We start from the raw sequence: 23,182 nt of genomic DNA on the forward strand, positions 1-23,182 counted from the left end.
AGAGCCAAAAGCAGCGGTACTGCAAGCGAGCATCTTGGTGACATTTTCGATGACGACGGTTCGGAGGTTTTCCCGATGTTTATTGAGATAGTTCAGCCAATTATCGTTGGCATTGAAGAGTTGTTTGATGGGCTTATTCGGATGCATGACTGATAGGATAAACGATTCATGCAAAGCGACCTAGCAGGTTGAGTCTCTTTGTTTTCGGCCGTAGGCCGCTAAGGCGACAACGTCGCCGGCTCAACGTGGATGAATGTTAACTACGTATGGAGTTGTGAAAGTAAGTACCCGTGTAGGCACGGGAGGATCTTTAATTATAGAGTAAACCAAACTACACACGACAGACTAATTAACTAAATTTTTTTGTTAGTCTAAAGTCCATTCGAGAATCGATATTTAAGACAATAACTTTCGTATCGCAGGAAGATAAACGGACTTCTCTTTGTTACTTTGCTTTAATAAATTGATTATTTCTTGTTCAATTTCCGATAAATACTGATCTTCTGAATAGATCTGAAGAAGTTGATTAGCATCAATTCCTAAGAGAGAACATAGACCTCCTAAATTCTCAACAGAAATTTTCCCTGTTTTAGCCCATCTTCCTACTAATGATCTAGAAACATTAAGATTCTTCGCTATTTCATAGTTACTCAATCCACTTTTATTGATTGTTTCAACTATTGCTAATTCTATCTTTGTCATGCCTGGCAACTTATATCATTTAATAGTCTTGATCTTAATCCTATTTTTGGTTACTAATAAGTTCCATAATCAGAACTAAATAGTTAAACATATTGAACGCATGGTTAAACAGTAATAGCATGGGTTCTAGCTCTTTAAAAACCCATTCATGCACTACACCCCGGCACCAAATTTAGTGCGCGCATCCCACTGCGCACTATTGCGAGCCCCTAATGCTCTGGGGCTCGCACCTTTTTCTCGCGCTCTTATGTGACAATAGTTCCAATTCAAACATTTACCTAATACCAATGAAGAGGGACGTCTTTCCTCTCTGTGATGCTTAGTCAATCGCCTATTGGTCCAGATGTTCAGTACTCATAACCACATCAATACTGAATCAACAAGCGGTGTCCTGCCTTCTCAGCTTTCCTTCAAGGACTTGATCTCTCTATTCAATTTTTATAGAGTTGCTCCGTCTGCCATTGCGCAGTCAAGCACACGGGGTTAACCCCCTTAAATGGCTCTCTGAAACGTGTCGCGGCTTTTTCCAAGTTCAAACGGAAAAAGTGAAAGCATACTTAACTGCCCTTAGCCTACATCGCTTCGGTGCTATCAAACCTGACGAGCCCCGCGCTCGACTTAGCGTCATGCACTAACTGTGCAGTGTCGCCTACCAATATTCAGAGTACAGGGCTATCACGCCTTGATTTTTTCGTCTCTGTTACTTTTATTTCGTGCATGAAATGGGTTCAAACCTAGGGGTCAGTGTTTTTGCCTCAAACGGTTTTTGATCGGTATTGTATGCAACGAAATGTTTGTGGTACTGTTTTTATATACAGTATTTTTTTGGTTTTGATAGGTCAGAAGGTAGGTTAAGGATGTTTCAATCAATTAAACGGTTCATTGATTGGCTTTACGCAGATGAACAACATAATCAATCCGATGTATCGCCCTCTGGTGCGCTGAGCGCTCCAGAGGGCTTTGTGCTGCCTGCCACTCGGGCTGAGCTCGAACACGACGAGATTATCCAGGACAAACTCCGCGTCTTAAAACGCAGCGGTCTTGCACTGCCGTTTGAGGTGTGGCCTGAGTTTGTCGTCGATACGGTCGTGAACTACGCCATGTGGTGTCAAGATATCCCTGCTTCAGAAAATTATCACCACACGGGTAAACGCGGTTTATTGCTCCACAGCCTCGATGTGGCCATTTACGCGATGCGTCTACGCCGCAATGCGATATTACCGCCCAATACCCCACCCGAAGAGGTGATCCACCGTGAAATCGTGTGGGTCTATGGCGTGTTTTTATGTGCGCTGCTGCACGACTCAGGCAAGATCAATGATGTGGACATCGAGTTGCATCAAGAAGGCGGGGAGGGGGAGCGTTGGAGTCCTGTGATGGGCGCCATTACCAGACCGTACCGTTGTCGTTACAACAAAGCACGCCAGTACTCGACGCACCAATATATGGGCCATACCCTACTGACTCAATTGCTCAGCTCTGATGCCATGCTGGCTATCTCCAGCGACAAAGCCCTGTTTCACACCATGGTTGAATATCTATCAGGTCATAAAAACCCTGACAATGTCATTGAGCAAATCGTGACGCAAGCGGACGCGGCCAGCGTCGCGCAAGACTTGGGTGCTGACAAAGAGGGGATCAATCTCGCCGCTGAGCAAGCACGCGGGGCGACGGTGTCCCTGGCGGGGCAACTCAAGCTGACCTTATCGCATTTACTGCAAAGTGCGACCATCCCACTGAACAAAAAAGGCGCCGAAGGTTTTGTGGAGGGGGAGCTCCTTTACTTGATGAGTAAGCCCATCGCTGACCGACTACGCAGCACGCTGCTTGAGCGTGGCATCACCTCTGTTCCTTCGGACAATTCCCGTTTGTTTAACGAGCTGCAGCAACACCAACTTATTCGTCCGAATGCCGATGACATGGCGATTTGGAAGTGTGAGGTGCTGCTCTCTGAGTTTGACTGGCGCCAAACCTTTACCTTTATCTGTGTGCATTGGCCAACATTCGCCCCAGAAGCAGAGCTGGAGAGCCTGGTAGGGCACATTCTTCCTGTTGAGGTAGACGTTGAGGGAGAAGCGACACCTACTCAACCTCAGTCAATCGTGCCTGAGGATGAAGACGCGCCTATGGCAGACACCACTTATCTTGAAGCGCCCCTCAACAATGACGCCATCAGTGATGACCTCATGGCTTTCATGCAGCCCGCTATGACGCAGGCTACATCGCCCATCGAGCAAGAGGATGAAGACCCAGAAGCGATACCTCCTACAGCAATAGAGCCCGCAGCGCCGGTGGATGAGGTCGAAGCCGCGTTGGAAGCGTTAAACGCTGAGCCTGTCTCTGTGCCTGAGTCCAGCGAGCCTCACGCTCTCCTGCAGAAGATAGATTTAAGGGAGACCCACGGCGAAGACTTGGGCCGTGCTTTCTATGAATGGTTAGATTCAGTCCTTAAAGGCGGCGTGCACCCGGTGAACCGTCAAGACGCGTTATTCCATCGCCTTGAACAAGGTTTGTTTGTGGTCTCGCCTGGCGCCTTTCGTACTTTCATCGATGAGCGTTGCCAGTACGCCAAAGCCAACAGTTACAGCGAAGTTCAACAAGGGTTGCAACCTCTAAAGCGTCATATCGTCACCAAAGAGGCGCGTAACGTACACAAAGCGCGCATTCAAGATTCCAATCAAGCGCTGAACGGCTTTTTGTTTCCTTTGACCGAAGCGTGGGAAACTCGCTACGCGGTCAATCCACTTGTGATGTTGGAGGGGGTATGAGCATGAAAAAAGATGATCTTACCAGTGAAGTGTGTCAGGTCGTGATCACTAAACTGGCTTACTTGGCCGTCTCTGGTCAAGAGGAGGTGCTAAAAGCCATTGGAGTGAGTGATGCGCAGATTTCTAGATTAGAGCGCCTTTCGTATCGCGAGCTGGATGGTTGGATTAGACAGCGCAAAGGCGCACTTGATATCACACCGTTGATGCAGGCGTTATTTTCTGATGCAGAGCCGCCAGAAGAGCATAAAACGTTTTTATTACATGGTGCGAACAACAAAATGATGATGCATTTTTTCGGGGTTCGAGCCGAAGAGTGCTGTGCCTTTCGAGATAAATTATCCATTGATAAATCATATCGAGGTCGAAGCATTTCCCATAAACAACACAGTGCCGTATGCAAAGCGCTGATGGAGCAAGGGGATTACCGTCAAATCAGTGCAGATGCACTGTTACAGATAGCGAGGACGTACCAAGTCAGTTTGGGCGCGTTATGGAAAGAACTAGAAAAGTGGGATAAAGAGCATGAGCAATAAAAAGCAGCAAAGCAATAAAATGGGCGGCTTGGTGGCCAGCGCCGAAGTGCAATTGCACAGCGTCGAAACCGTCAAACTGTGGAATCCATCGAAACGGAGCAAAGCCCCCGGTGTTGGGTTGTTTTTTCAACGTCTCTCGACACTGGAGCATGCGGCGCGCCATGACGATCCCTACGCGGATTTTGCCCTGCTTGAAATCGAGCGTGCTATCAACGCGGCGTTTGCTCTGTGCCAATCCACGCTCGATGTACTGCCTCAGCGCAACAGTTCCCGCATTTTTTATCATGAGACCTTGAGCCGCGCGCCGGTGAAAAAGTCGGTATCGGTCAAGACGCGCTTTGGTTGGCGCCTGCTGGCGCTGTTAGAGCAATTTGATATTGCCATGGTGCAGCTATCAGACGCGCACTTTAAAGCGCAGATGGCCCGCAGTGATTTTGAACAACATCGCCTCGCGTGCTTGAAAGCCCTGCGTGGGATCATTTCAATGAGCGTCACCTTTCAACATTCCGGGGTGACCCGACAAGATGTGACGGACAACAATGCGAAAGCGCAAGCCGCTCAAGCTAAGCTCGGTGCTATCCCTTTTGAAGTCCTTGAAGGGGTCGAGCGCGCGGAGTTTGCGCCTGTGATTAAGATCTCACATGGCTAAGCGGACCGTGTTTCAGGGGGCGCCAGAGCCCCTAACGGCCACGCCAAGCACGGTATCCTTTGCGGTGGAGCAAGGCGCGCCTTATCATCCCGATGAAGCGTATCAAGTCTTGTCGGGCGAGAGACCCGCGCCAGAGGAAGAGCAAACGCTGCAAGATAAGGCTAACGAGCATGAAGCGCAGCGATATGCGCGCGAAAGCAAGCGTTCACGAAAGCGCTCTGAGCTCTTGGTCGAACTCGAAAAAGCCAAGCAAACCCCAATGGGGAAGGCCACCCAACCGCTCTCGGATTATGAAGCGGCTTTGGTTGCGTTTCATCATCGCCCTGAGTATGCGCTTGAGCGCTGGAAGAAAAGTGGCCAACCCCCTAAGCTCCCAGCGGGTCTCGCCGATGTCTTTCGTGCGGTGTTAAAACACGGCGCTCGGGCTAACGGTGGGCTCTACTACCAATTGCAACGTCAAGGCAGCACGGTGTTGTATCGTAAAGACGCCGCGCAAACCTTCGATCACTTAGTGCTCTATATGATTTGCAACACTTGTCTCAGCACGCGTTCGTTCTCACTGAGAGGCACCCAGTCACAAATTGGCGAAGTGATTGGTAAAAGCCAATCCACGGTCTCTCGTTGGTTCTCCTTACTTATCCAGTGTGGGTTGCTTCGTCATGCCTTTATTGGGGATAACCTGGCGACCGACCCACGTGGTGGCCTGGTGCATGATAAAAGTGATGGGCAAAAGCGTAATCTCAACAACGTTTATGTCTTAACGGATGACTTCGGGACTTTAGTTGGCGGAGAAACCGCTGGAAAGAAACTTTGCCAAGAATTTGAAGCGAAGGATAAGCTCGCCATTCAAGAGGGAGCGGGGAGCCTACCGGCGCGCTTGGCCATACTGCGTAATACCCTATGGGAAGGCACCATTGAACGTCGTAACCAGGCGATTGGGGCCTCCAGTACCAAACAGAAAGTTCAACAAACCAATGATCGCTCACGAGCGCTGAGCCTCGTTGTTAAAAAAATGCTCGATGAAGGGTTAGACAGCACGCTGAGCCAGCAAGAATTTGAGCTGACAGCAAATACCCGTCTCAAACATTTGGGCTTTTCTCCTACCGCTTCACCGCCCGAGCCCCTCGCGGCTTAATCTTCCTACTTTCTTATCCTTTTGCTTCTTCGAAGCGGCTTTCGAACACCCCTCTGCTTACCTAATTTGACCTTCATCACACACTCTTAGTTTGTTTTAACCCTCATTTTCTCTTTTTCCGGCTTATCTGTGGTCTGCGGTGGATAATATCGTTCCATGGGGAGCGTTTTGCTCGCTTGGTACGTTATCCACATAAAATGGATACTAACTATTGATATATATAGATACTACGGTGGTAAAAAGTAGATGCCCCATTTTATTACTTAAATTCGATACTTTTCTTTCTATTACTAATTTTAAAAATCTGTGGATAGAGTGGATAGAGTGGATAGAGTGGATAGACCAAAGCGCCTTAAAGTCCCTCCCATTCTTATCGTATCAAGTTCCTCGATAAACTCACCTGCAGAAGATATCACGATAAGAACGGGCCCCACGTCCACTGACCATCCGGTAGCATGGCGATATACTCCAAAGACATGTTGATATCACCGCCTATCTTACTCGCTACGCTCGCGCATTCTGGCAAGGCGAGGGGCAATATTTAAGCCATGGTGACTGACAGTGCGATCTTTTTTGTGAAAAGTGCGGTGGTCAATATTTTTTCGCTTTGCTCATTCTGTATGTCGTCGCGCGCTCCTCACATGGCTCTACCTAGCGAGCGTTATGGGATTATAGATGAGTCTGAAATATGAAGAGGTTTACTTAAAAGCTTACACGACACATTGTGAAGCCGAACTTGAAATCGGCAACTACATGATGTTTTATTATGGATATTAATTCCGCATGACGTCGTACTTTCACAATAAGTTGGCTTTCCCCATTACAATGTGTCATTCATATGAAAAAGGAAAAACGATGCGAAAAACTAACATGGCGTTGTTAGAGAATCCTTTCAGGGAGTTGTTAACAGAGCTTGTAAGCTCTGCAGAATTTGAAGCTGATATTCAGGGCTTAAACGGTAGTGAGAAAGATGTTTTTGTTGTTGAATATATAAAGGGTTTTACAATTGAGGAAGATATATACCTTAAATGCCCTACATGTAAGAGTACTTCCGTGAGGGAATCCGTGACAGAAGCACCGGGTAACTGGATTTGCCTTGATTGTAGAACTCAATGGATTATAGAATGACGAATGTTTATGAAGGTTGCACAGTGTCGTTGTCTAGCGTTGTTAGATATTACATAGAGAAAGAATAAAAGTAAGTGTGTATATGCATTGAGTGTTAAGATAATGACATGAAAAAAACAACGCCAACCCCACATGATGCGCTTTTTAAGCAGTTTATGACGCATCCAGAAACCGCTAAGGACTTACTGGATATTCACCTGCCAGCTGAGCTGCGTGACATCTGTGATTTGACGACGCTCAAGCTCGAATCTGGCAGCTTCATTGAAGAAAGCCTGCGTCCTTACTATTCGGATGTGCTCTATTCTCTCAAAACCTCTCAGGGAGAAGGGTACGTCTACGCGTTAATCGAACACCAAAGTCGGCCAGATAAGCACATGGCGTTCAGGCTGATGCGCTACGCTATCGCCGCCATGCAGCAGCATATCGATGCTGGCCATGAATATTTACCTTTGGTGATACCATTGCAGTTTTACCATGGCAAAATATCGCCTTATCCCTATGCCATGAATTGGTTAAAAGGCTTTGCTAATCCAGACCAGGCTAAAGCGCTTTATACTCAAGACTTTCCATTGGTCGATATCACGGTCATATCCGACGATGAAATAATGCAGCATCGCCGTATCGCCTTGCTTGAGCTGGTACAAAAGCACGCGAGACATCGAGATATCATGGATTTCCTTGAGCCTCTGGTCACATTGCTCTTAACCGATTACACTACAGACAAGCAAGTACAGTCATTGATGAGCTATTTACTCCAAGTGGGTGAAACGAACAATCTAGAGGCGTTGATCACGTCGCTGGCCTCATCAGTACCGAAACACGAGGACACACTTATGACGATTGCAGAGCAATTACGCCAACAAGGCGAACAACGTGGCATTCAACGTGGCATTCAACGTGGCCGCCAAGAGGGGATCCAAGAAGGACGCCAGGAAGGACGTCAAGAGACACTCAATGAAATGGCGCGTAAGATGATGCTTAATGGGATGGATCAACAAGCCATTATGGACGTCACTGGATTGAGCAAAGACGAACTTGCCCAACTTTCTCACTAGCCGAGATATAAAGTAGAAGCCTTGCCCATTTAATGGTAAGGCTAACTTTCCTTTCACTCAGCCTCATTTTTGACAACACCACTATTCGTTGTTTCTTTGATCCTTACCTCTCTCAAAATCAGGTACAAACGGTATTAAGCCGTTTTAACTATAAATATTCAGTCAAACATATTTACGGAATAGCTTTAATTAGTCAAAATACTTTACTAAATCAAGTGCTTTGGTAAAACATTTTGACTAATTGGTTTGGAGGTATTTCAATGAGTTTTGTACCAGACTATAAGCTCTCAGAACTCAGTAAAATGGCTGGGTTTGACACCGTTGACGAATTGGCTAGGTACGCATCTACAACGCGCCAGAACCTAGATAATTGGAACAAGTCCCAATCAAAGCAGGGGTTTCTTAGAGTTGTGATTATGGGGGCCAAGGTTTTGAAGGCTCAAGACCTTAAGCGCCGAGCGACTATGTCTAGCTAACAAATATCGGCCTATCTAGGTGGTAACTATCAATCAAACACCTTCAGCAATAGGTGGTTATATTGTTTCGTCCCTCCACGAACGTTGAAGTTATCCGTCCCACACCCCCTGATTTCATTCTTATCATTGGCTTTTTGTGGTGTACGTTTTGCCTTCTGTGCACGGCTGCAGAGCGGGCAACCGATCTTTTTTACCGTGGCCAGAAAGTTATTGGGTGTTGTATGGAAGGCGCCGTGCTCTGGGCATGATATTTCGACAGGGGTAGAGCGATTGATATACTTCATTTTCGAAAAGTCGTACAGTTCACCGTACTTTAGTTTTGCTTTTTGGATAAAGAGGTTTTCTCGATCTTGTCGTGATGGTTTTAACATAGTGTATTGTTGTTTTTTATTAATTTAGAAACTTTAGAAATCGTGTGTCTGGAGCAACCTATAAGCGTTTCAATCTGGCTGTAGCTTTTGCCTTCTCGAAGTAGGCCTTCTATCTTTTGGTGCAATTTGACATTAACCGGTCGACCTTTATATTTCCCTTCTTTTTTCGCTCTTTGTACGCCTTGCGCTTGCCGTCGACGTCTATCTTCATAATCTTTTCTTGCGACAGCGGCCAGCATATCGAGCATCATGCTGTTGAGTGCTGCAAGCATTCGTTCTGTAAACTCATCGGTGGTCTTCATGAACTGATGACTCGTCGGTAGGTCTAATGCCACAACCTTTAGCCCTTTATTGGCGATGATGTTTTTCAGTTGCTCCCAATCTTTGGTGTTCAAACGACTTATTCGGTCTACTTGCTCAACTAGGATGATATCACCGGCCATGGCGACATCGAGTAACCGAAATAACTCAGGACGATGTAATTGAGCGCCAGATTCATTTTCTTCAAACCAGCACGCGATCGGGAACCCCATTTTGTCTGCAAAGTCAATAAGGTCATTTTTTGCTCGTGAAGCATCTTGCTCGTCGGTCGATGCTCTTAGGTAACCATAAATTCGTATATTGCTGTTCATTGGTGCATTTTACATTGGTTTAGTTATATTGGTGCATTATACATCTATTTTTGCTATTTACAGCACTAAAATAACCTAGTGCATTAAAGGTGTACCTAAAATAAACCATCATCAAATGGATTGACAATGCTCACTCATGCTCATACTGTTGTTTTGATCAGTATTGTGGTGTGCTTGAATATGAGGTAAGTGAAAATGCGTGTTGAAATGATGGTCGATGAAAAAGTATTACCGAAAGGCGGTCTAGGAAAAATAACCGAGGAGCTAGAGCGTCGTTTAAGGCCGCTTTATCCTGACGCTCGAATACGAGTCCGTAAAGGAACGAATAATAACTTAGAAGTGTATTCCAGAGATAAAGATGAGAAGAAGAGAGCGAATAAGGTGATCGAGCAAGCGTTCAATGAAGCTGATGAATGGCTTCTCGTATGATTAATGAAGAGGGCAACTGTGCTCTCTTTCTGACTTTGAGTCGCTGGTGACCATAACAAAATAGAGCATGCAGTCTAACTGATTAATATTCAAGGAACAGTTAACCGAAAATCGCAGCCGATAAAGACATGGGTATCAAAGAAAATATGGTGGGGCTTGGCCTTCCCTATTATCTGCTGCTTTTTGTTTATAGCTTTAGCCTTAACTTGGCCCTTCCTCTTTCGGTATACTGAAGCTTGGCATTAATAGATTGTTAAAACTATATCGTGCTATCTTGTTGTAATAAGTTCTGTGATAGGTTTCCTGCCCATTCAGTGAAAAGGAATGTTATGAATACCGATCCTCTCATGGATAAGATATCCATTACGCAAGAATATAATCTACAACTTATTGGAGGTTTCAAAAGCTCAATTTACCCGTCTTACGAAGCTTACATTTCTGATATCTTTAGATTATTGGGTATCAATAAGTAGCCCTAATCTAAAAAAGATCCCAAACTCAAGTAAGCAGCAGTTAAGCGTAAAATAAAGGAGTTTAAGATGTGGAAAATTAACCTACTGTTTATAGTGGTTATTAGTGTGACAGCACACGCCGGTGTACTTAATCCAGAATGCACAGTTGATAAAGCAGTAAAGAGTGCAGTTACAAATGCGGCTGTCGGTATAGGAGGACGTTGTTCACCGAAAGAAACCGCGACAGATACAGTAAAAATCACCGCTAAAGAAGCACTGCCTGACGAAGGTGCTGCTGGTAAAGCGGTTGACTTAGCGACTCCTAACAAAGAGCCTCAACCTATAAGAAACACAACCAAAAAAATTGTTAACTAATACTAGCTATTGATCATCTATCCCTTGTTCATTGAAGGTACTTGATTTACTGAAATCATCTGAATTTCATCGAGCTTAATAATTAGCTTTGATTTTTAACACGAAGAACCTCTTTTTAATGTAAAAAACAAGACAGCTTGCAAGCTACATATAAGCGACATTTACTGGCTCTGTTACAAAGATTGAGCGTAGCCCGTAAGTACGCCGGTTATCTGAATGATGATTAATAGTTTACCAATGCATTGGTAATTAGGGTTTGTCATACTGTTAATTTGAATGGACAATGCGTATTGATTAAAAGCTCGGCTTGGTAACCCTAGTAATGCGTAGGACGTAATTAGGGCATTTAACCTTAATATGGTTTACAAAGGATTTATTTTAATTCGCTATACTCTAGATCCGCACTTTATGTAAACGAAATTCTATTACAAATTGAATAAACTCATCTATTTACAACTATAAGCCTGAGCAAACTTTGACCTTATGAACGATAAAATCAAATTCGCCACAAAAGTCGCGCTTAGCCTAACTCTGGCTTATCTGATCCCATTTGCGATGGGTTGGCCGCAAGCTTCAACCGCAGCAACGACTGTCATGCTGATTGCTTCTACAGGCAGCCGTCGTGAATCATTAGCAAAAGGGACATTACGTGTACTCGGTACGTTAGTCGGTGCCGTCATTGGCTTATTGTTGGTGGGCATGTTCGCGCAAGATCGCTTAATGTACATGCTCAGTGTTTCAGTGGTTGTGCCTTTTATCTTCTACTTCCGCAATGCCTACCAAAAAGACCCGACGTTATTAGCTCTGACCGGCGTTATGGTTTTGATGATGTCTAATGGCGGAGATGCCGATGGCGCATTCATGTATGGTGTTGATCGTGCCCAGATGACTATTTTTGGTGTCGTCATTTATACCTTGGTTGGTACTTTCTTGTGGCCGACCAAAACAGAACAGAATTTGCGCCAGATGATCGAGCAGCTTAACCAAGCTCAGCAAACTTTGTTCGTAGCGATCTTGCAAAATTTCGAAGAAAAGACAACGCCACACCACGTTAACGTCTCTTCCCCTGAACAAAAAGAAGGGGGGGAAGATGAAGAACTGACCCCCACGATTGATGAGTTATTAGATAAGGTTTTCGCTGCTCAGAATTCGCTAGAACAACGCTTCGCCATGGTCAGTGTTGAATGCAGTGATGTCTCTGCTTACATGAAAGAATGGCAACTCGCTGTTCACTTCAATAAACAAATTACCCAAGAACTCAGTGTCGCGGCACACAGCCACTTTAGCCATCAGCAAGACCGTGACTGCATCAACAACTTTGATCAGGTGGTTAAAGAGATCCAGACCCTATTTCAAACCTGCCAAAAAATGTGGGAGCATGAAGACCCTACTTATCGTGCGCAAGAACTCAGTATTGATTACAACCAAGAAGCACTATCGAATGCCTCCCACCTAACCAAAGGTTCCGCTCTTACTCTTGGTCACTTGCTTAAGTTAATGCATCAAAGCTTATCGCGCCTATCAGAAAGCATCAGCTGCATTGATTCCGTCACGAACAATGTGTCTTTCAAGCAAGAGCTCCCGAAACAAAAAAGTAAATTCCTTTGGTGGGATGCTGAGAACTTTAAAACAGCCGTGAAAACTTTTACGACTTATTGGGTAGCAGGGTTGATTTGGATTTACTTCAATCCTCCTGGTGGCTACTCGTTCGTTACCTTCTCTACCATCTTTATGTCATTGCTGTCATTCGTACCCGTTCACCCATTTATGCTGCTGATTTTGTTTACGTTTGGCTTCCTATTTGCGGTGCCTTCGTACGTCTTCATCTTGCCGGGATTAGAGCTCGGTGGTGAACTCGGCTTATTCATTTTCATCTACACCTTTATCGGCTTCTATCTGTTTAAAGGACCGGTAACGATCTTCTACATGATTGGCCTGTTTGTGCTCGGACTCGACAACAACATGACCTATCACTTCGGGATTCTAATGACGATCATGACCCTGTTCTACATGGTGGTGTTTATGATCATTTTTGCTCATTACTTTCCATTCAGTTCTCGTCCAGAGCATTTGTTCCTGACCTTGAAAGAGAGGTATTTCCGGCACGTTAGCGATCTGTTTAGCTGTTATGATCAGCCATCAAACTCAAGCTTCAAATCCGTCAAGCGCTCACTGCACTTGGTCACTCTGAATGTGTCTTCGAAAAAACTCAAAGTGTGGGGCTCAAAGGTCAACCACAAACTGTTTAACAAAACGACACCAGAGGCGATAGGCGCATTCAGTAAATCCTGCGATGCGTTGAGTAACCACGTCAACATCTTGATTGCAGCGGAACAAAAGTTATTAAGTAACCCACTTATCAAACAGTTACGCAGCAAGCATGCCGATTCCATATTACCCCTGATGGCAGGATCATTAGCAAGCCATCAGCCAACAACTGAACTCGATACTGTCTTCGAACAATACAGCCAAGATTACCAATCCTTTGAAAATAAACTGGAAGATTTCTTTAGTGAGTTGGATTTATCTGACTACGCTTATTCAGAGATTGCCGGTTTTTATATCTTGCTGAATTTAAAACGGAACGTGTTCGAAGCGATCAACCAATGCAAACAAACCTATGAGGATATCGATTGGGTGAACTTACGTCAGAAGCGGTTTTAAAGGTGGTGATATGATGCTTCTAAAACTAACTAAACCAAGCCTCACCATACTCTCTGTACTCGGATTGAGTGCGTGTACGACTTTGGGTCCTGATTATGTCCACCCAGAGCAGACCGTCTTGCCAAGTGATTGGTCGGTAGAAAAAGCCGCCGCCACGCAAGACGCAGAGCAGTCAGAGCAAAAATTGCAGCTGTGGTGGCAGCAATTTAACGACCCGACCCTTAACCTGTTGGTTGAGATGGCCAGTCAACAAAACCTTGACCTTGAGGCTGCTGGTCTGCGCATCGTTCAAGCACGCTCACTACTGGGCATCTCGACTGGTTTGCAGTACCCGCAAGTACAAACCGTCTCCGGTAACTTAGTACGAGCTTATGTGAACGACCAAGGTGTAAATAACGCCGCGTTGTCATTTGATGCGGGTTGGGAGATGGACATTTGGGGCAAATACGCACGTAGCATTGAGTCTGCCGAAGCCGGCTATTACGCGTCGATTGCGTCGTATCACGACATTATGGTTACCATCACTGCGGAAGTGGCTCGCAACTACATTAACTACCGTACTTTCCAAGAACGTATTCTGCTTTCTCGCCGAAATATCGAGATCCAAGAACGTGTGGTGAACATCACTCAAGTCCAGTTTGATTCTGGCAACGTTACGGAGCTCGACGTTCAACAAGCAAAAAACCAGCTCTTCAACACCAAAGCAGCGCAACCTTCGTTAGAAATTGCGATGAAGCAATCCCGAACCGCGTTAGCGTTGTTACTTGGTGTCTTGCCAGAAGAGGTTGAAGGGTTACTGAAATCCGCGGGCTTTGCACAGCGAATGGCGGATTACGAAGCCCAATTTAAATCCTCAGGAAGAAAGCCAGCGCTCTCCGGTAATGATGAACGTTCAATCGTGCCTCGTCCTCCTCTGCTTGACAACCAAGTGGATGCGAACTTAGTGATGCGTCGTCCTGACTTACAAGTGTCTGAAATGCAAGCACGTGCGCAAAGTGCGCAAATCGGAGTTGCTGAAACCGCTCTTTATCCGAGCTTCTCCCTGTTTGGCTCTATCGGCATCGATAGCACAGTGCCAGATGGCAGCAGCTTTAGCTTCAGTGACTCGCTCACCATGGTGATAGGTCCGACATTCAGTTGGAACATATTCCAGTACGGCCGTGTGAAAAATAACATTCGATTTGAAGATGCGAAGTTCCAAGAAACGCTCACTAACTACAACAAGAAAGTTCTGCAAGCAGTCAATGAAGTGACCAATGCGCTCGAGGCTTATGATCTTTACTTGGAGCAAAAATCATTGCGTCTGCAATCGGTTAACTCCTCCATTCGTGCATTCAATATCTCGATGACTCAGTATGAGAATGGCCAAATTTCGTTTGAACGTCTACTCAACTCAGTAGAGAAAATGACGCGTGCGGAAGACAGCTACGCCACTATCAAAGGCAATGTTGCTAACCAAGTTGTCGCTTTATACAAAGCGCTCGGTGGTGGCTGGGAGGTCCAAACGGGCAAACCTTTCTTGTCGGAAGGTGTAGCAAAGCAAATGCAAGAACGCAGCGATTGGGACGGCTACTTGGATGAAGAAGCACGTGTGCTGCCGCCTTATCGTATCGAGGACTCAGCCTCGAAAGATCAAGCAGAAAGCAATAACGCATCACAAGAAGAGGAGGCTCAATAATGCCACATGAACTCTCTTGGGGTGACGTGTACTTCTCACCATTGTTGCTAGTGCTGTTTTTATCGGTTACCGCAACTTGGATTACGGTGATCATTTTGAACAAGACACGTCTGTCTCGTTTTATTGCGTTTCCGTCCCTGACATTCCTTGCCATCATGGTGTTTTACGTGGTGGCCATCGACAGTTTTTATATACAGTTTTAGGTGCCCAACTAAATGAAAAAGCTACTCGTTATTGCACTCAATCTTGTCATTCTTGGTGGCGCGGCGTGGTTCGGCTATCAGAAGTTCGAAGAGTATTTTAATAACCCTTGGACCCGAGATGGCCAAGTTCGTGCCAATGTCATTAAGGTGGCGCCTAGAGTCTCTGGCCCTATCGTCAATGTCACCGTGCAAGATAACCAAGAAGTAAAGAAAGGCGATCTGTTGTTTGAGATCGACCCTACGACTTACGAAGTTGCCCTTTCTCAAGCAGAAGTGGCATTACAAAAGTCTATCGTCAGTTCACGCGGCAAAAAGATCGAGTACGATCGTTTGAAAGACATTCGTGCTAAAGACCGCGGAGCAGTTTCTCACAAAGACTTGATCCGCCGCGAGATCACCTACGAAGAGTCACTGCTGCAAATCAAATCCGCTGAAGAGCAATTAAAATCTGTTCGTCTAAATTTGAGTTACACCAAGATTTATGCCTCGGTTGACGGTTTTGTTTCTAACCTTGATATCCGCGACGGCACACAAGCCGTTGCGAACCAACCTTTGGTTGCCCTTATCGATAAAAACAGTTTCTGGGTATTTGGTTTCTTCCGTGAAAGCCAATTAGCGCAAATTGCTCCGGGCAGTGATGCGCGCGTTACGCTTATGTCACATTCTGACACACCAATCGATGCAACCGTCGATTCTATCGGTTGGGGGATCGCCCCGAAAGACGGCACCGTGGGCTATAACCTTCTGCCTAACGTGAACCCAGTATTCCAATGGATTCGCCTAGCGCAACGTATTCCTGTTCGAGTGTCATTGCATGAATTACCGGAAGGCGTTGATCTGAGATTCGGGCTTTCCGCTTCCATCATGGTGATGAAGGACTCATCACAAGAACAAGAATAGGAGTTAAACAGGCAAGCCATGGCTATTGGAAAAAAACTCAAAAACATCAATGAAGAAAATAACTTCTTCTACCTGACGTTAGCGCTCATCGGTCTGTTGATCGCTGGCGCATTTGTACAAGTCGTAGGGGAAGGGGCAATGGAGCATCTTCTGCAAGGTTTCACCATTCTGACTTTCATCATTTGTATGGTGAGTCTGCGTTTTGATAAGAACTGGTCACGCTTCCTTTATACCTTGTTAGGTACGTGGGTCGTGGTCATCGCCATCAAAGCAGTATTGGGCATCAAAGAGATGGACGCGGTCATGCTCACCCTAACCTTCGCCTTCTTCTTTGGTACGTTTAAATCGATTGCAAGACAGATTCTTTTCACTGGGCATGTGAACACCAACAAGGTGATTGGATCTGTTGCACTCTTCTTGCTGCTCGGTTTGATGTGGGCAATTGCTTACCTCATTCTTCTGGAATTTTCCCCACATTCATTCACTGGGATGGAAGCCATCTCATGGGGCCAAAACTTCTCTAACGCAGCGTATTTCAGTTTCGTCACTCTAACCACTCTCGGTTATGGCGACATCAGCCCTCTAACACCTTTGGCGCAAGTCGTCGTGTATCTAGAGGCCATCGTAGGCGTGTTTTATATGGCGATTGTTGTTTCAAGTCTCGTCAGTTCCAACATTGAATATCAGGTAAAAAAAAATGGATAAACAATCGGTAAAAATCGAAAGTAAGTTTTTCATCAGTAACATGGTGGAATCTGCAATACGAATCGGCTTGATCTTGATCTTGCTGATGTTTACATACGACATCATCAAACCTTTCATCCTTCCGGTGATTTGGGGGGCCATCATTGCTGTCGCTCTGATGCCTATCTGTAAAAAGCTGGCAAAAGTGTATGGTGGCAAACGTGGCCTCGCTGCAACGACTATCGCCTTGCTGGGTATCGCGCTATTGGTTACACCTTCGGTCATAGTATCGGGTTCTATTATCGATGGCGCAACGCATGCACTGGACGTACTGCAAAGTGGTGACATTAAGATCCCAAGTCCAAAAGCATCGGTAGCAGATTGGCCTTTGGTCGGCGACAAGCTTTACGAAGTATGGACACTATTTGCAACTAACCTAGAAAAAGCAATCCAAACCTTTATGCCTCAAATTAAGGCAGGTCTGACTTCTCTGCTTGGCATGGTCGGTGGTGCACTGGGTAGCTTGCTACTATCAATCATCTCTCTAGCAATTGCCGCTGGCTTTATGACTTACTCTGAGTCTCTGGCATCTGGTTTGAAAACCATCGCGGTTCGTACCGCGGGTGATAACGCGAAGAGTTGGACAACGCTTATTGCAGCGACCATCAAGAGTGTGTTGCTTGGCGTTGTTGGTGTAGCAGCCATTCAGGCTTTATTAATTGGTGCGGGTTTCTTCATCTTTGGCGTTCCGGCTGCGGGCTTACTAACACTAGTACTGATGATTCTTTGTATCGCACAGCTACCTGCTTTAATAGCAGTACTGCCAGTCGTTGGTTACATGTACATGACGCAAGACACTAGCACAGCAACAATGTTTACCGTTTGGGTTGTGGTTGCAGCGCTGTCTGAAAACTTATTCAAACCAATGTTGATGGGTCGTGGTGTTGATGTACCAATGCCTGTAATTCTCCTCGGAGCTATCGGAGGTATGTTGTTCTACGGTATCGTCGGTCTGTTTTTAGGTGCGGTTATTCTAGCGATTTGGTACGAAGTGTTCGTTTGGTGGTTGAACATTGAAAAAGCACAACAGCAAGTTATAGAGGAACATTCTGAACAGGTGTCAGAACAAAGATAAACCGGGAATAGATCTTGTATCTAATGGACATAATCTGGGCTACTTATATTGGACATCAAATTAAGTGACTTTTCATACATGTCGTTATTGATCACTTGTTAATTTAGCGAAATTACAAACTGATAAACATCGTTTTTATCTTTCGATGAAAGGTCGAATTTATTATCTTTAAGTAAATCATAACAATCTAGGAATTATCATGAATAAATATATGGCAGAGTTTATCGGTACATTTTGGCTTGTACTGGGGGGGTGTGGTAGCGCGGTACTAGCAGCAGGATTTCCTGATTTAGGTATCGGATTTATTGGGGTATCACTGGCGTTTGGTTTAACAGTATTAACAATGGCTTTTGCTATTGGTCACATATCTGGTTGCCACTTAAATCCAGCTGTATCAGTTGGCTTATGGGTTGGTGGCCGTTTTGATGCCAAAGATTTAGTTCCATACATCGTTTCTCAAGTACTTGGAGGAATTGCGGCAGGCGGTATTTTATATCTTATCGCCAGTGGACAAGCTGGCTTTGATTTAGCCGATGGCTTCGCATCAAATGGCTTTGGTGAGCACTCTCCAGGTCGTTATACAATGACAGCTGCGCTAGTTACAGAAGTCGTACTGACTGCTATGTTCTTAATTGTGATCATGGGTGCGACAGATAGCCGAGCTCCTGCTGGTTTTGCTCCAATTGCAATTGGCCTATGTTTAACGCTTATTCACTTAATCAGTATCCCTGTAACCAATACATCGGTTAACCCAGCTCGTAGTACTGCTGTAGCGGTTTATGTTGGCGATTGGGCAACGTCGCAACTTTGGTTATTCTGGGTGGCTCCAATTGTAGGTGCGATCATTGGGGCTCTTATTTATAAACTAATGGCGAAAGAATCATAATTGCTGCGATGTTTTTGTGAATCCTCGCCTATAACGGGCGAGGAATTACAGTGAAACTGCTGAATCATCAATATTTCAGTGAGGCTGTGTAAAGCATTATGGATTCAACACATCTTTCAACTTTTTACCAGCTTTAAATGTTGGGCTTTTTGACGCCGTAATTTGAAGGGGTTCACCGGTCTTCGGATTGCGGCCTTCACGCGCTGCACGGTGGGTGATTTTGAATGTGCCAAAATCAACCAAAGTCACGTCATCACCATCAGCCAGTGTCGTGGTGATGCCTTCGATGATGGCTTTCAGTGCGGCATCGGCTTCTTTTTTTGAGATATCGACTTCTTCTGCGATATGATCCACTAATTCTTTACGGTTCATCTCTTTTCCTTGTTCTAGAGTTGGTTTTTCTTCTTCATCCCACTTGCCAGTCGCATAACGAAAGGCGAGGGGCTTATCGACAACGTCGCTAATTTCTATTTTAGACGTATTTTCAGTCGCGTGTGTGGTGGCGCTGGCTTTGGCAGCAGCTAAAGAGCGCATGTACACTGTTTCGGACTTGAGCGTATTTCTTTCTTTATCCAAATAACGGATATTAAAGACCGCCATATCCCCTCCTGTTATGTAAAAGTCAAACTTTGCCATCAATAGTTGCGGTGTTGCAACTAAGATGATGGAGGTAGGCATTATAATCTTACTTAACTAATACGAATTCCCGTTCTCCCCTGTTGCATCGTGCACTGGTAAACTTTTGGGCAAAACTTACCACTGATTAAGCGAAAGTTTACCACCACTATATCTAGTGGATTTAAGTATATTGGTTGCACTGCATCTTGCGTTACCCCCGTTTTCCCCTTATTTGTTCATGGTTGCTTTTACGCGCTTCACGGTTGAACGTCCTTTACCTGTAAATTCTGCGGTTTGGTTGATAGAGTGCCCACGTTCTAAGCTAGTGACTATATCTGAGTGCTTAACCAGAAAGTCGTCAGTGCTGACCGTAGTTCCTTTAGGCCGACCAAATTTACCGCTTTCGCGTTGGGTTAGCTCGATGCCACGCTTAGACGCTGCGAGGCGTTTTTCTTCATACTTCCAACGTCCCGTAACAATGAATCGTTCCGCTTTGTTGAACGGCTCAAGGTTGTTAGTCAGCTTGGTAAATTCTGCTTTCAATCGCTTCAATGATTTGGAATCAAGTACCAGGTATTCTGTGTGTGAGCCAATGTTAGCTAACTGATTGTTGTAACGATGAAAAACATACTTTTCAACGTGACCACAATTCGTAACTTTGCACAAAATAGTGCTTTTTACTACGGCTTTACCTGTGGCTTTTTTTAGATCGAGTACCGTTTCTTTCAAGCGTTGTTCTGGCTCTATCGATGTTCTCCCGACCTTGTGAATAACGCTGTTATCCTCTAGTTGGTACTCAAACAGATAGAGCGAGGCTTTGAGAATGACTTGTTGACGGTGTGCCTCTATTTCGAGCCATGCTCGATGTCGAGTCCCTTGTTCAATGGCTTCGCACAACGTGTGAACGCGCATTTGTAAGGTGTTACGCATCCACTGGCTAAACCCTAATAGCGGTAAGCTGCCAAGGATGGTTCTCGCGGTATCGGTAAAGATAAGGTTATCTGTCCAGTCGTCACGGCTAAACAGTTCTTGTTGGGCTGTACGTGTAAAGTGATGTAATCCAGACTTCCAGTGTTGAAATACGTTTGGCGACTTGCTATCCGCTTGATAGCCGTCCTTTAAAGCGTCGATGATCTCTAGCGAATAGTTGAGGTGAAAGTGATGCCATGCGGGAATTTGCGGGATCTCAGTCAAAGACTCTTTACAGGTTTCACCATCGTGGCGAAAGTGAGCTGCCTTAGTTTTGCCTTTCACAGCGATTAACGGACAGTGACAGAAAGGACAGGCCAAGTGGCCTTTTCCTGACTTTTGCGAGTCGATGTGATGAAAGTTACCTTGTGTCTCTTTGCCAAGGCTTAAATATACAGACATATAACACCATACTTTTTTGAACCTAGTCTCATTGCAGTTTATATGGGTTCAAATAAGTGTGCAAGTTTCGACTTTATTTCTAGTGGTCGTGTTTTCCCCCAAACCTAATAACACCAGTACCTAGATCACTGATTTCTAAACTATCCACTGTTAGCGTGTGTGTTTCTTCATGTAAAACAGGAAATTACACATATGGCACTACCAACTCTCATCGAGGACAAAGACAAAACTTGGATCTTTAAAGTCATCACACAGATACCAGAGCCAGAATTCAGAAGTTGAGAAAGCGTGAGCATATAAGCCAATCTGTTTTAGCAATTGTGCTGAATATGAATAGCGAAAGCGTTCAAATTTCCATACGCACACTTAAATCCGAATAGCCTTTTTGAGTCGTCTAGCCAGCCCATCACATTGTTTTTCTTGTGTTATACTAAGACTGTTGTAGTTGAATACTGACTGCACAGTATTAAGCACACGGGGTTAACCCCCCCTTAAATGGCTCTCTGAAACGTGTCGCGGCTTCTTCTCTAGTAGAAAGGAGTGAAAGCATACTTAACTGCTCAGGCCTTGCGCCTGTTCATTCAACTGTTTGATTTTCACATCAATCCAATATGGCCACTGCGTCATTATACTGCTCTGATTTCTAAGGGCTAAATTCTACTTTGCGACAGCCTGTTGCAAGCACATAACCTTACTTGATGCCCAGGTTCTGAGGGGGACCATTGCGTCAAAAGACTTAACTTAAGGAGTGATTCTTTATCTTTAGCACTACCAGTCAGCGTGTTCGCTGGCGAGCCTAAATCATGCTTGAATGATTAATTCGTGGGGTAACTACGTCGCCGTAAGGCGTAAACTTACGATGTACAAAGGGCATTCATTTGAAGCACAAATGAATGCCCTTTGTCGTTTTATATCTTATTACCGAACGAACACTGTTCGTTCGTATTGTTTGTTCGTTATGTTTGTATTATACTGCTCATATCATGAACAGTTTGAGAGCCCCGATATGTCGACCGATAGAATGCAAGAGCGCGTTAACGAAATCTGTAATGACCTTTACAGCAAAGGTGAGAAAGTCAGTGTTCGAGTGATATTGACTTATTTACCGGACGTTTCGAGCACATCAACGGTGCATAAATACTATGCCAATTGGCGTAAGGAGTTGGAAGCCAACGAAAAGTCACTTTATGACAAGCTTGGTTTTAGCTCTGAGTTCACGCAAATGTTCATGAAGGAAATTTCTCGGTTTAGTGTGGAGGCTGAGCAACGTTATAAAGGCATTGCAGAGGAAGCGAACGAGCAGCGTGACGCGGCAATTGATGAGCTAAGTAAGATGGAAGACCGACTGCATAAGCAAAATGCCGTGGTTGAACAACAGGGCAAAGACATCACTCAACTGAAAGGTGAACTCACTCAGCGCGAGCGCACTCATGAAGCAGAAATGAGCAAACTGGAACAGTCACAACACGTCTTAGTCACTGAGCTGCGTCAGCGTATCACCCAATTAGAAAAAGAGTTAACAGAGTCGACGCGCACAAATGAGACGTTACGTACCGAACTGGCGAAATCGGAGTTAAAACTTGAAAGTAACCAGGATTACGTGAATGAAGTTAAAGCAAAACAGCAGGCGCTTGAAGAACAAAGTTCGACATTGCAATCCGAGAACCAATCTCTCTCTCAACAAGTCACCAAGCTTTCTACTCAATTAGAAGGATCCACATCGGTGGTCAGTACGTTAGAGAAGCGTGTTACAGACTTTGAAACGCAGCATACGGCGCTGCAATCCAGAGCGACGGAAATGGAAACGCATTACAAAGCGACGCTATCCGAGTTGAGCGAAGCAAAATCCCAACTACAAAATCAGAGTCAGAAAATAGGGTCGCTTGAAGAGATCAACCAACAGCACAAACGCTACATCGATAAGCTTGAAGAAGCGAGTTAAACAAACGTTCTTGATTTGAAAGGCTTGTGTTAGAATTTGTTTGGGCGCTCTTGGCTTATTTACCATGAGTGACTGACTTTTATGTTTGCTTGTGGCAGATAAACAAAAGCCCCGTTATCCGGTTACTGTTGACGCAGTAACTTTCATTTAACGAGGCCTAAGTGATGATCCACAAACTCATTGTAGAGCCTCTTTACTGTGGAGGCAACAAAATATGCCGAAAAATAAAACAGCACTCGCAGGACTTATTGTCCTGTGCTTTACGTTCTTGTGTAGCTTATGGCTAGTTCGAGACTCACTCTGTGAGGTTCGCTACCAGGATGGTGGCACAAGTTTTCTGGCTCAATTTGTTGTCTACGAAGCAGTAAGGTAGAGCTGGGCAGGAGGGGGTAAAAC

22 protein-coding genes and 2 pseudogenes are annotated in these 23,182 nt (G+C 45.0%); 18 read left to right on the forward strand and 6 right to left on the reverse strand.

Features of this window, described 5'->3' with window-relative positions; genetic code table 11:
* Positions 1-147: pseudogene (locus A142_RS25485) on the reverse strand (IS91 family transposase); the annotation flags it as partial.
* 249 nt (positions 148-396) lie between these two features.
* Positions 397-702, reverse strand: coding sequence for a hypothetical protein (locus tag A142_RS19515; protein WP_019821545.1), 306 nt, complete (start codon positions 700-702; stop codon positions 397-399).
* An 857-nt stretch (positions 703-1,559) separates the two neighbouring features.
* Here A142_RS19515 and mobH point away from each other — a divergent pair.
* The 7 genes from mobH to A142_RS19550 all read left to right on the forward strand — a co-directional run bounded on the left by mobH (position 1,560) and on the right by A142_RS19550 (position 8,446).
* Entirely contained in the window at positions 1,560-3,470 is a 1,911-nt protein-coding gene (gene mobH, locus A142_RS19520; RefSeq protein WP_019821546.1) for a MobH family relaxase, read from the forward strand.
* Positions 3,467-4,003, forward strand: a complete 537-nt coding sequence (locus A142_RS19525) for an STY4526/YPO1902 family pathogenicity island replication protein (protein WP_019821547.1) — start codon at positions 3,467-3,469, stop codon at positions 4,001-4,003. Before mobH ends, A142_RS19525 begins: the two co-directional genes overlap by 4 nt.
* On the forward strand, positions 3,993-4,652 hold the full coding sequence (locus A142_RS19530; RefSeq protein WP_019821548.1) for a PFL_4669 family integrating conjugative element protein: 660 nt from the start codon (positions 3,993-3,995) through the stop codon (positions 4,650-4,652). The genes A142_RS19525 and A142_RS19530 overlap by 11 nt, the downstream gene beginning before the upstream one ends.
* Positions 4,645-5,787 (forward strand): hypothetical protein, encoded by a 1,143-nt coding sequence (locus tag A142_RS19535; RefSeq protein ID WP_019821549.1) that lies wholly within the window; start codon positions 4,645-4,647, stop codon positions 5,785-5,787. Before A142_RS19530 ends, A142_RS19535 begins: the two co-directional genes overlap by 8 nt.
* Positions 5,788-6,642: 855 nt before the next feature.
* Positions 6,643-6,915, forward strand: coding sequence for a hypothetical protein (locus A142_RS19540; RefSeq protein WP_019821550.1), 273 nt, complete (start codon positions 6,643-6,645; stop codon positions 6,913-6,915).
* A 107-nt stretch (positions 6,916-7,022) separates the two neighbouring features.
* Positions 7,023-7,970: an Rpn family recombination-promoting nuclease/putative transposase gene (locus tag A142_RS19545; RefSeq protein WP_019821551.1), complete on the forward strand. Its 948-nt coding sequence runs from the start codon at positions 7,023-7,025 to the stop codon at positions 7,968-7,970.
* Between the two features lie 260 nt (positions 7,971-8,230).
* Entirely contained in the window at positions 8,231-8,446 is a 216-nt protein-coding gene (locus A142_RS19550; protein ID WP_019821552.1) for a hypothetical protein, read from the forward strand.
* A gap of 29 nt (positions 8,447-8,475) precedes the next feature.
* Here A142_RS19550 and A142_RS19555 read toward each other — a convergent pair whose 3' ends face one another.
* Positions 8,476-8,817: a DUF723 domain-containing protein gene (locus tag A142_RS19555; RefSeq protein ID WP_019821553.1), complete on the reverse strand. Its 342-nt coding sequence runs from the start codon at positions 8,815-8,817 to the stop codon at positions 8,476-8,478.
* A complete protein-coding gene (locus tag A142_RS19560; protein WP_019821554.1) occupies positions 8,811-9,449 on the reverse strand; it encodes a recombinase family protein in 639 nt (212 codons plus the stop codon). The genes A142_RS19555 and A142_RS19560 overlap by 7 nt, the downstream gene beginning before the upstream one ends.
* A 195-nt stretch (positions 9,450-9,644) precedes the next feature.
* Between A142_RS19560 and A142_RS19565 the strand changes: the two genes are divergently transcribed.
* The 9 genes from A142_RS19565 (at position 9,645) to aqpZ (ending at position 18,855) form a co-directional block, all read left to right on the forward strand.
* Entirely contained in the window at positions 9,645-9,878 is a 234-nt protein-coding gene (locus tag A142_RS19565) for a DinI-like family protein (RefSeq protein WP_019821555.1), read from the forward strand.
* A gap of 539 nt (positions 9,879-10,417) precedes the next feature.
* A complete protein-coding gene (locus tag A142_RS19570) occupies positions 10,418-10,705 on the forward strand; it encodes a hypothetical protein (RefSeq protein ID WP_019821557.1) in 288 nt (95 codons plus the stop codon).
* 483 nt (positions 10,706-11,188) lie between these two features.
* Entirely contained in the window at positions 11,189-13,369 is a 2,181-nt protein-coding gene (locus A142_RS19575; protein ID WP_019821558.1) for an FUSC family protein, read from the forward strand.
* A gap of 10 nt (positions 13,370-13,379) precedes the next feature.
* Complete coding sequence (locus A142_RS19580) at positions 13,380-15,047, forward strand: TolC family protein (RefSeq protein ID WP_019821559.1); 1,668 nt, start codon at positions 13,380-13,382, stop codon at positions 15,045-15,047.
* Positions 15,047-15,250 (forward strand): DUF1656 domain-containing protein, encoded by a 204-nt coding sequence (locus A142_RS19585; RefSeq protein WP_019821560.1) that lies wholly within the window; start codon positions 15,047-15,049, stop codon positions 15,248-15,250. Before A142_RS19580 ends, A142_RS19585 begins: the two co-directional genes overlap by 1 nt.
* Positions 15,251-15,262: 12 nt before the next feature.
* Positions 15,263-16,150, forward strand: coding sequence for an HlyD family secretion protein (locus tag A142_RS19590; protein ID WP_019821561.1), 888 nt, complete (start codon positions 15,263-15,265; stop codon positions 16,148-16,150).
* Positions 16,151-16,168: 18 nt separating this feature from the next.
* On the forward strand, positions 16,169-16,855 hold the full coding sequence (locus tag A142_RS19595) for a potassium channel family protein (RefSeq protein WP_019821562.1): 687 nt from the start codon (positions 16,169-16,171) through the stop codon (positions 16,853-16,855).
* Positions 16,848-17,969, forward strand: coding sequence for an AI-2E family transporter (locus tag A142_RS19600; RefSeq protein WP_019821563.1), 1,122 nt, complete (start codon positions 16,848-16,850; stop codon positions 17,967-17,969). Before A142_RS19595 ends, A142_RS19600 begins: the two co-directional genes overlap by 8 nt.
* 199 nt (positions 17,970-18,168) lie before the next feature.
* Positions 18,169-18,855: an aquaporin Z gene (gene aqpZ / locus A142_RS19605; RefSeq protein WP_019821564.1), complete on the forward strand. Its 687-nt coding sequence runs from the start codon at positions 18,169-18,171 to the stop codon at positions 18,853-18,855.
* Between the two features lie 96 nt (positions 18,856-18,951).
* Here aqpZ and A142_RS19610 read toward each other — a convergent pair.
* Both A142_RS19610 and A142_RS19615 read right to left on the reverse strand, forming a co-directional pair.
* A pseudogene (locus A142_RS19610) lies at positions 18,952-19,248 on the reverse strand (HU family DNA-binding protein); the annotation flags it as partial.
* A 453-nt stretch (positions 19,249-19,701) separates the two neighbouring features.
* The gene (locus tag A142_RS19615) at positions 19,702-20,844 is read right to left on the reverse strand and encodes a GIY-YIG nuclease family protein (RefSeq protein ID WP_019821566.1); all 1,143 of its coding nucleotides are present in this window, start codon (positions 20,842-20,844) and stop codon (positions 19,702-19,704) included.
* Between the two features lie 1,006 nt (positions 20,845-21,850).
* On the opposite strand from A142_RS19615, the gene A142_RS19620 reads away from it, so the two are divergent.
* Together A142_RS19620 and A142_RS24540 are read left to right on the forward strand one after the other, a co-directional pair.
* Complete coding sequence (locus tag A142_RS19620; protein ID WP_019821567.1) at positions 21,851-22,786, forward strand: DNA-binding protein; 936 nt, start codon at positions 21,851-21,853, stop codon at positions 22,784-22,786.
* A 214-nt stretch (positions 22,787-23,000) separates the two neighbouring features.
* A complete protein-coding gene (locus A142_RS24540; protein WP_017110292.1) occupies positions 23,001-23,159 on the forward strand; it encodes a Hok/Gef family protein in 159 nt (52 codons plus the stop codon).
* The last annotated feature ends 23 nt before the right edge of the window (positions 23,160-23,182 follow it).

The organism is Vibrio splendidus 12E03, assembly GCF_000272105.2.
Taxonomy (GTDB): domain Bacteria; phylum Pseudomonadota; class Gammaproteobacteria; order Enterobacterales; family Vibrionaceae; genus Vibrio; species Vibrio splendidus_I.

What these genes read in the sequence shown, in the direction of transcription:
- A142_RS19585 (WP_019821560.1), top strand. Translation starts at nt 15,047, where the DNA reads ATGCCACATGAACTCTCTTGGGGTGACGTGTACTTCTCACCATTGTTG.
- A142_RS19545 (WP_019821551.1), top strand. Translation starts at nt 7,023, where the DNA reads ATGAAAAAAACAACGCCAACCCCACATGATGCGCTTTTTAAGCAGTTT.
- A142_RS19620 (WP_019821567.1), top strand. Translation starts at nt 21,851, where the DNA reads ATGTCGACCGATAGAATGCAAGAGCGCGTTAACGAAATCTGTAATGAC.
- A142_RS19535 (WP_019821549.1), top strand. Translation starts at nt 4,645, where the DNA reads ATGGCTAAGCGGACCGTGTTTCAGGGGGCGCCAGAGCCCCTAACGGCC.
- A142_RS19555 (WP_019821553.1), bottom strand. Translation starts at nt 8,817, where the DNA reads ATGTTAAAACCATCACGACAAGATCGAGAAAACCTCTTTATCCAAAAA.
- A142_RS19590 (WP_019821561.1), top strand. Translation starts at nt 15,263, where the DNA reads ATGAAAAAGCTACTCGTTATTGCACTCAATCTTGTCATTCTTGGTGGC.
- A142_RS19525 (WP_019821547.1), top strand. Translation starts at nt 3,467, where the DNA reads ATGAGCATGAAAAAAGATGATCTTACCAGTGAAGTGTGTCAGGTCGTG.
- A142_RS19600 (WP_019821563.1), top strand. Translation starts at nt 16,848, where the DNA reads ATGGATAAACAATCGGTAAAAATCGAAAGTAAGTTTTTCATCAGTAAC.
- A142_RS19595 (WP_019821562.1), top strand. Translation starts at nt 16,169, where the DNA reads ATGGCTATTGGAAAAAAACTCAAAAACATCAATGAAGAAAATAACTTC.
- mobH (WP_019821546.1), top strand. Translation starts at nt 1,560, where the DNA reads ATGTTTCAATCAATTAAACGGTTCATTGATTGGCTTTACGCAGATGAA.
- A142_RS19580 (WP_019821559.1), top strand. Translation starts at nt 13,380, where the DNA reads ATGATGCTTCTAAAACTAACTAAACCAAGCCTCACCATACTCTCTGTA.
- A142_RS19615 (WP_019821566.1), bottom strand. Translation starts at nt 20,844, where the DNA reads ATGTCTGTATATTTAAGCCTTGGCAAAGAGACACAAGGTAACTTTCAT.
- A142_RS19550 (WP_019821552.1), top strand. Translation starts at nt 8,231, where the DNA reads ATGAGTTTTGTACCAGACTATAAGCTCTCAGAACTCAGTAAAATGGCT.
- A142_RS19575 (WP_019821558.1), top strand. Translation starts at nt 11,189, where the DNA reads ATGAACGATAAAATCAAATTCGCCACAAAAGTCGCGCTTAGCCTAACT.
- A142_RS19560 (WP_019821554.1), bottom strand. Translation starts at nt 9,449, where the DNA reads ATGAACAGCAATATACGAATTTATGGTTACCTAAGAGCATCGACCGAC.
- A142_RS19515 (WP_019821545.1), bottom strand. Translation starts at nt 702, where the DNA reads ATGACAAAGATAGAATTAGCAATAGTTGAAACAATCAATAAAAGTGGA.
- A142_RS19570 (WP_019821557.1), top strand. Translation starts at nt 10,418, where the DNA reads ATGTGGAAAATTAACCTACTGTTTATAGTGGTTATTAGTGTGACAGCA.
- aqpZ (WP_019821564.1), top strand. Translation starts at nt 18,169, where the DNA reads ATGAATAAATATATGGCAGAGTTTATCGGTACATTTTGGCTTGTACTG.
- A142_RS19540 (WP_019821550.1), top strand. Translation starts at nt 6,643, where the DNA reads ATGCGAAAAACTAACATGGCGTTGTTAGAGAATCCTTTCAGGGAGTTG.
- A142_RS19565 (WP_019821555.1), top strand. Translation starts at nt 9,645, where the DNA reads ATGCGTGTTGAAATGATGGTCGATGAAAAAGTATTACCGAAAGGCGGT.
- A142_RS19530 (WP_019821548.1), top strand. Translation starts at nt 3,993, where the DNA reads ATGAGCAATAAAAAGCAGCAAAGCAATAAAATGGGCGGCTTGGTGGCC.
- A142_RS24540 (WP_017110292.1), top strand. Translation starts at nt 23,001, where the DNA reads ATGCCGAAAAATAAAACAGCACTCGCAGGACTTATTGTCCTGTGCTTT.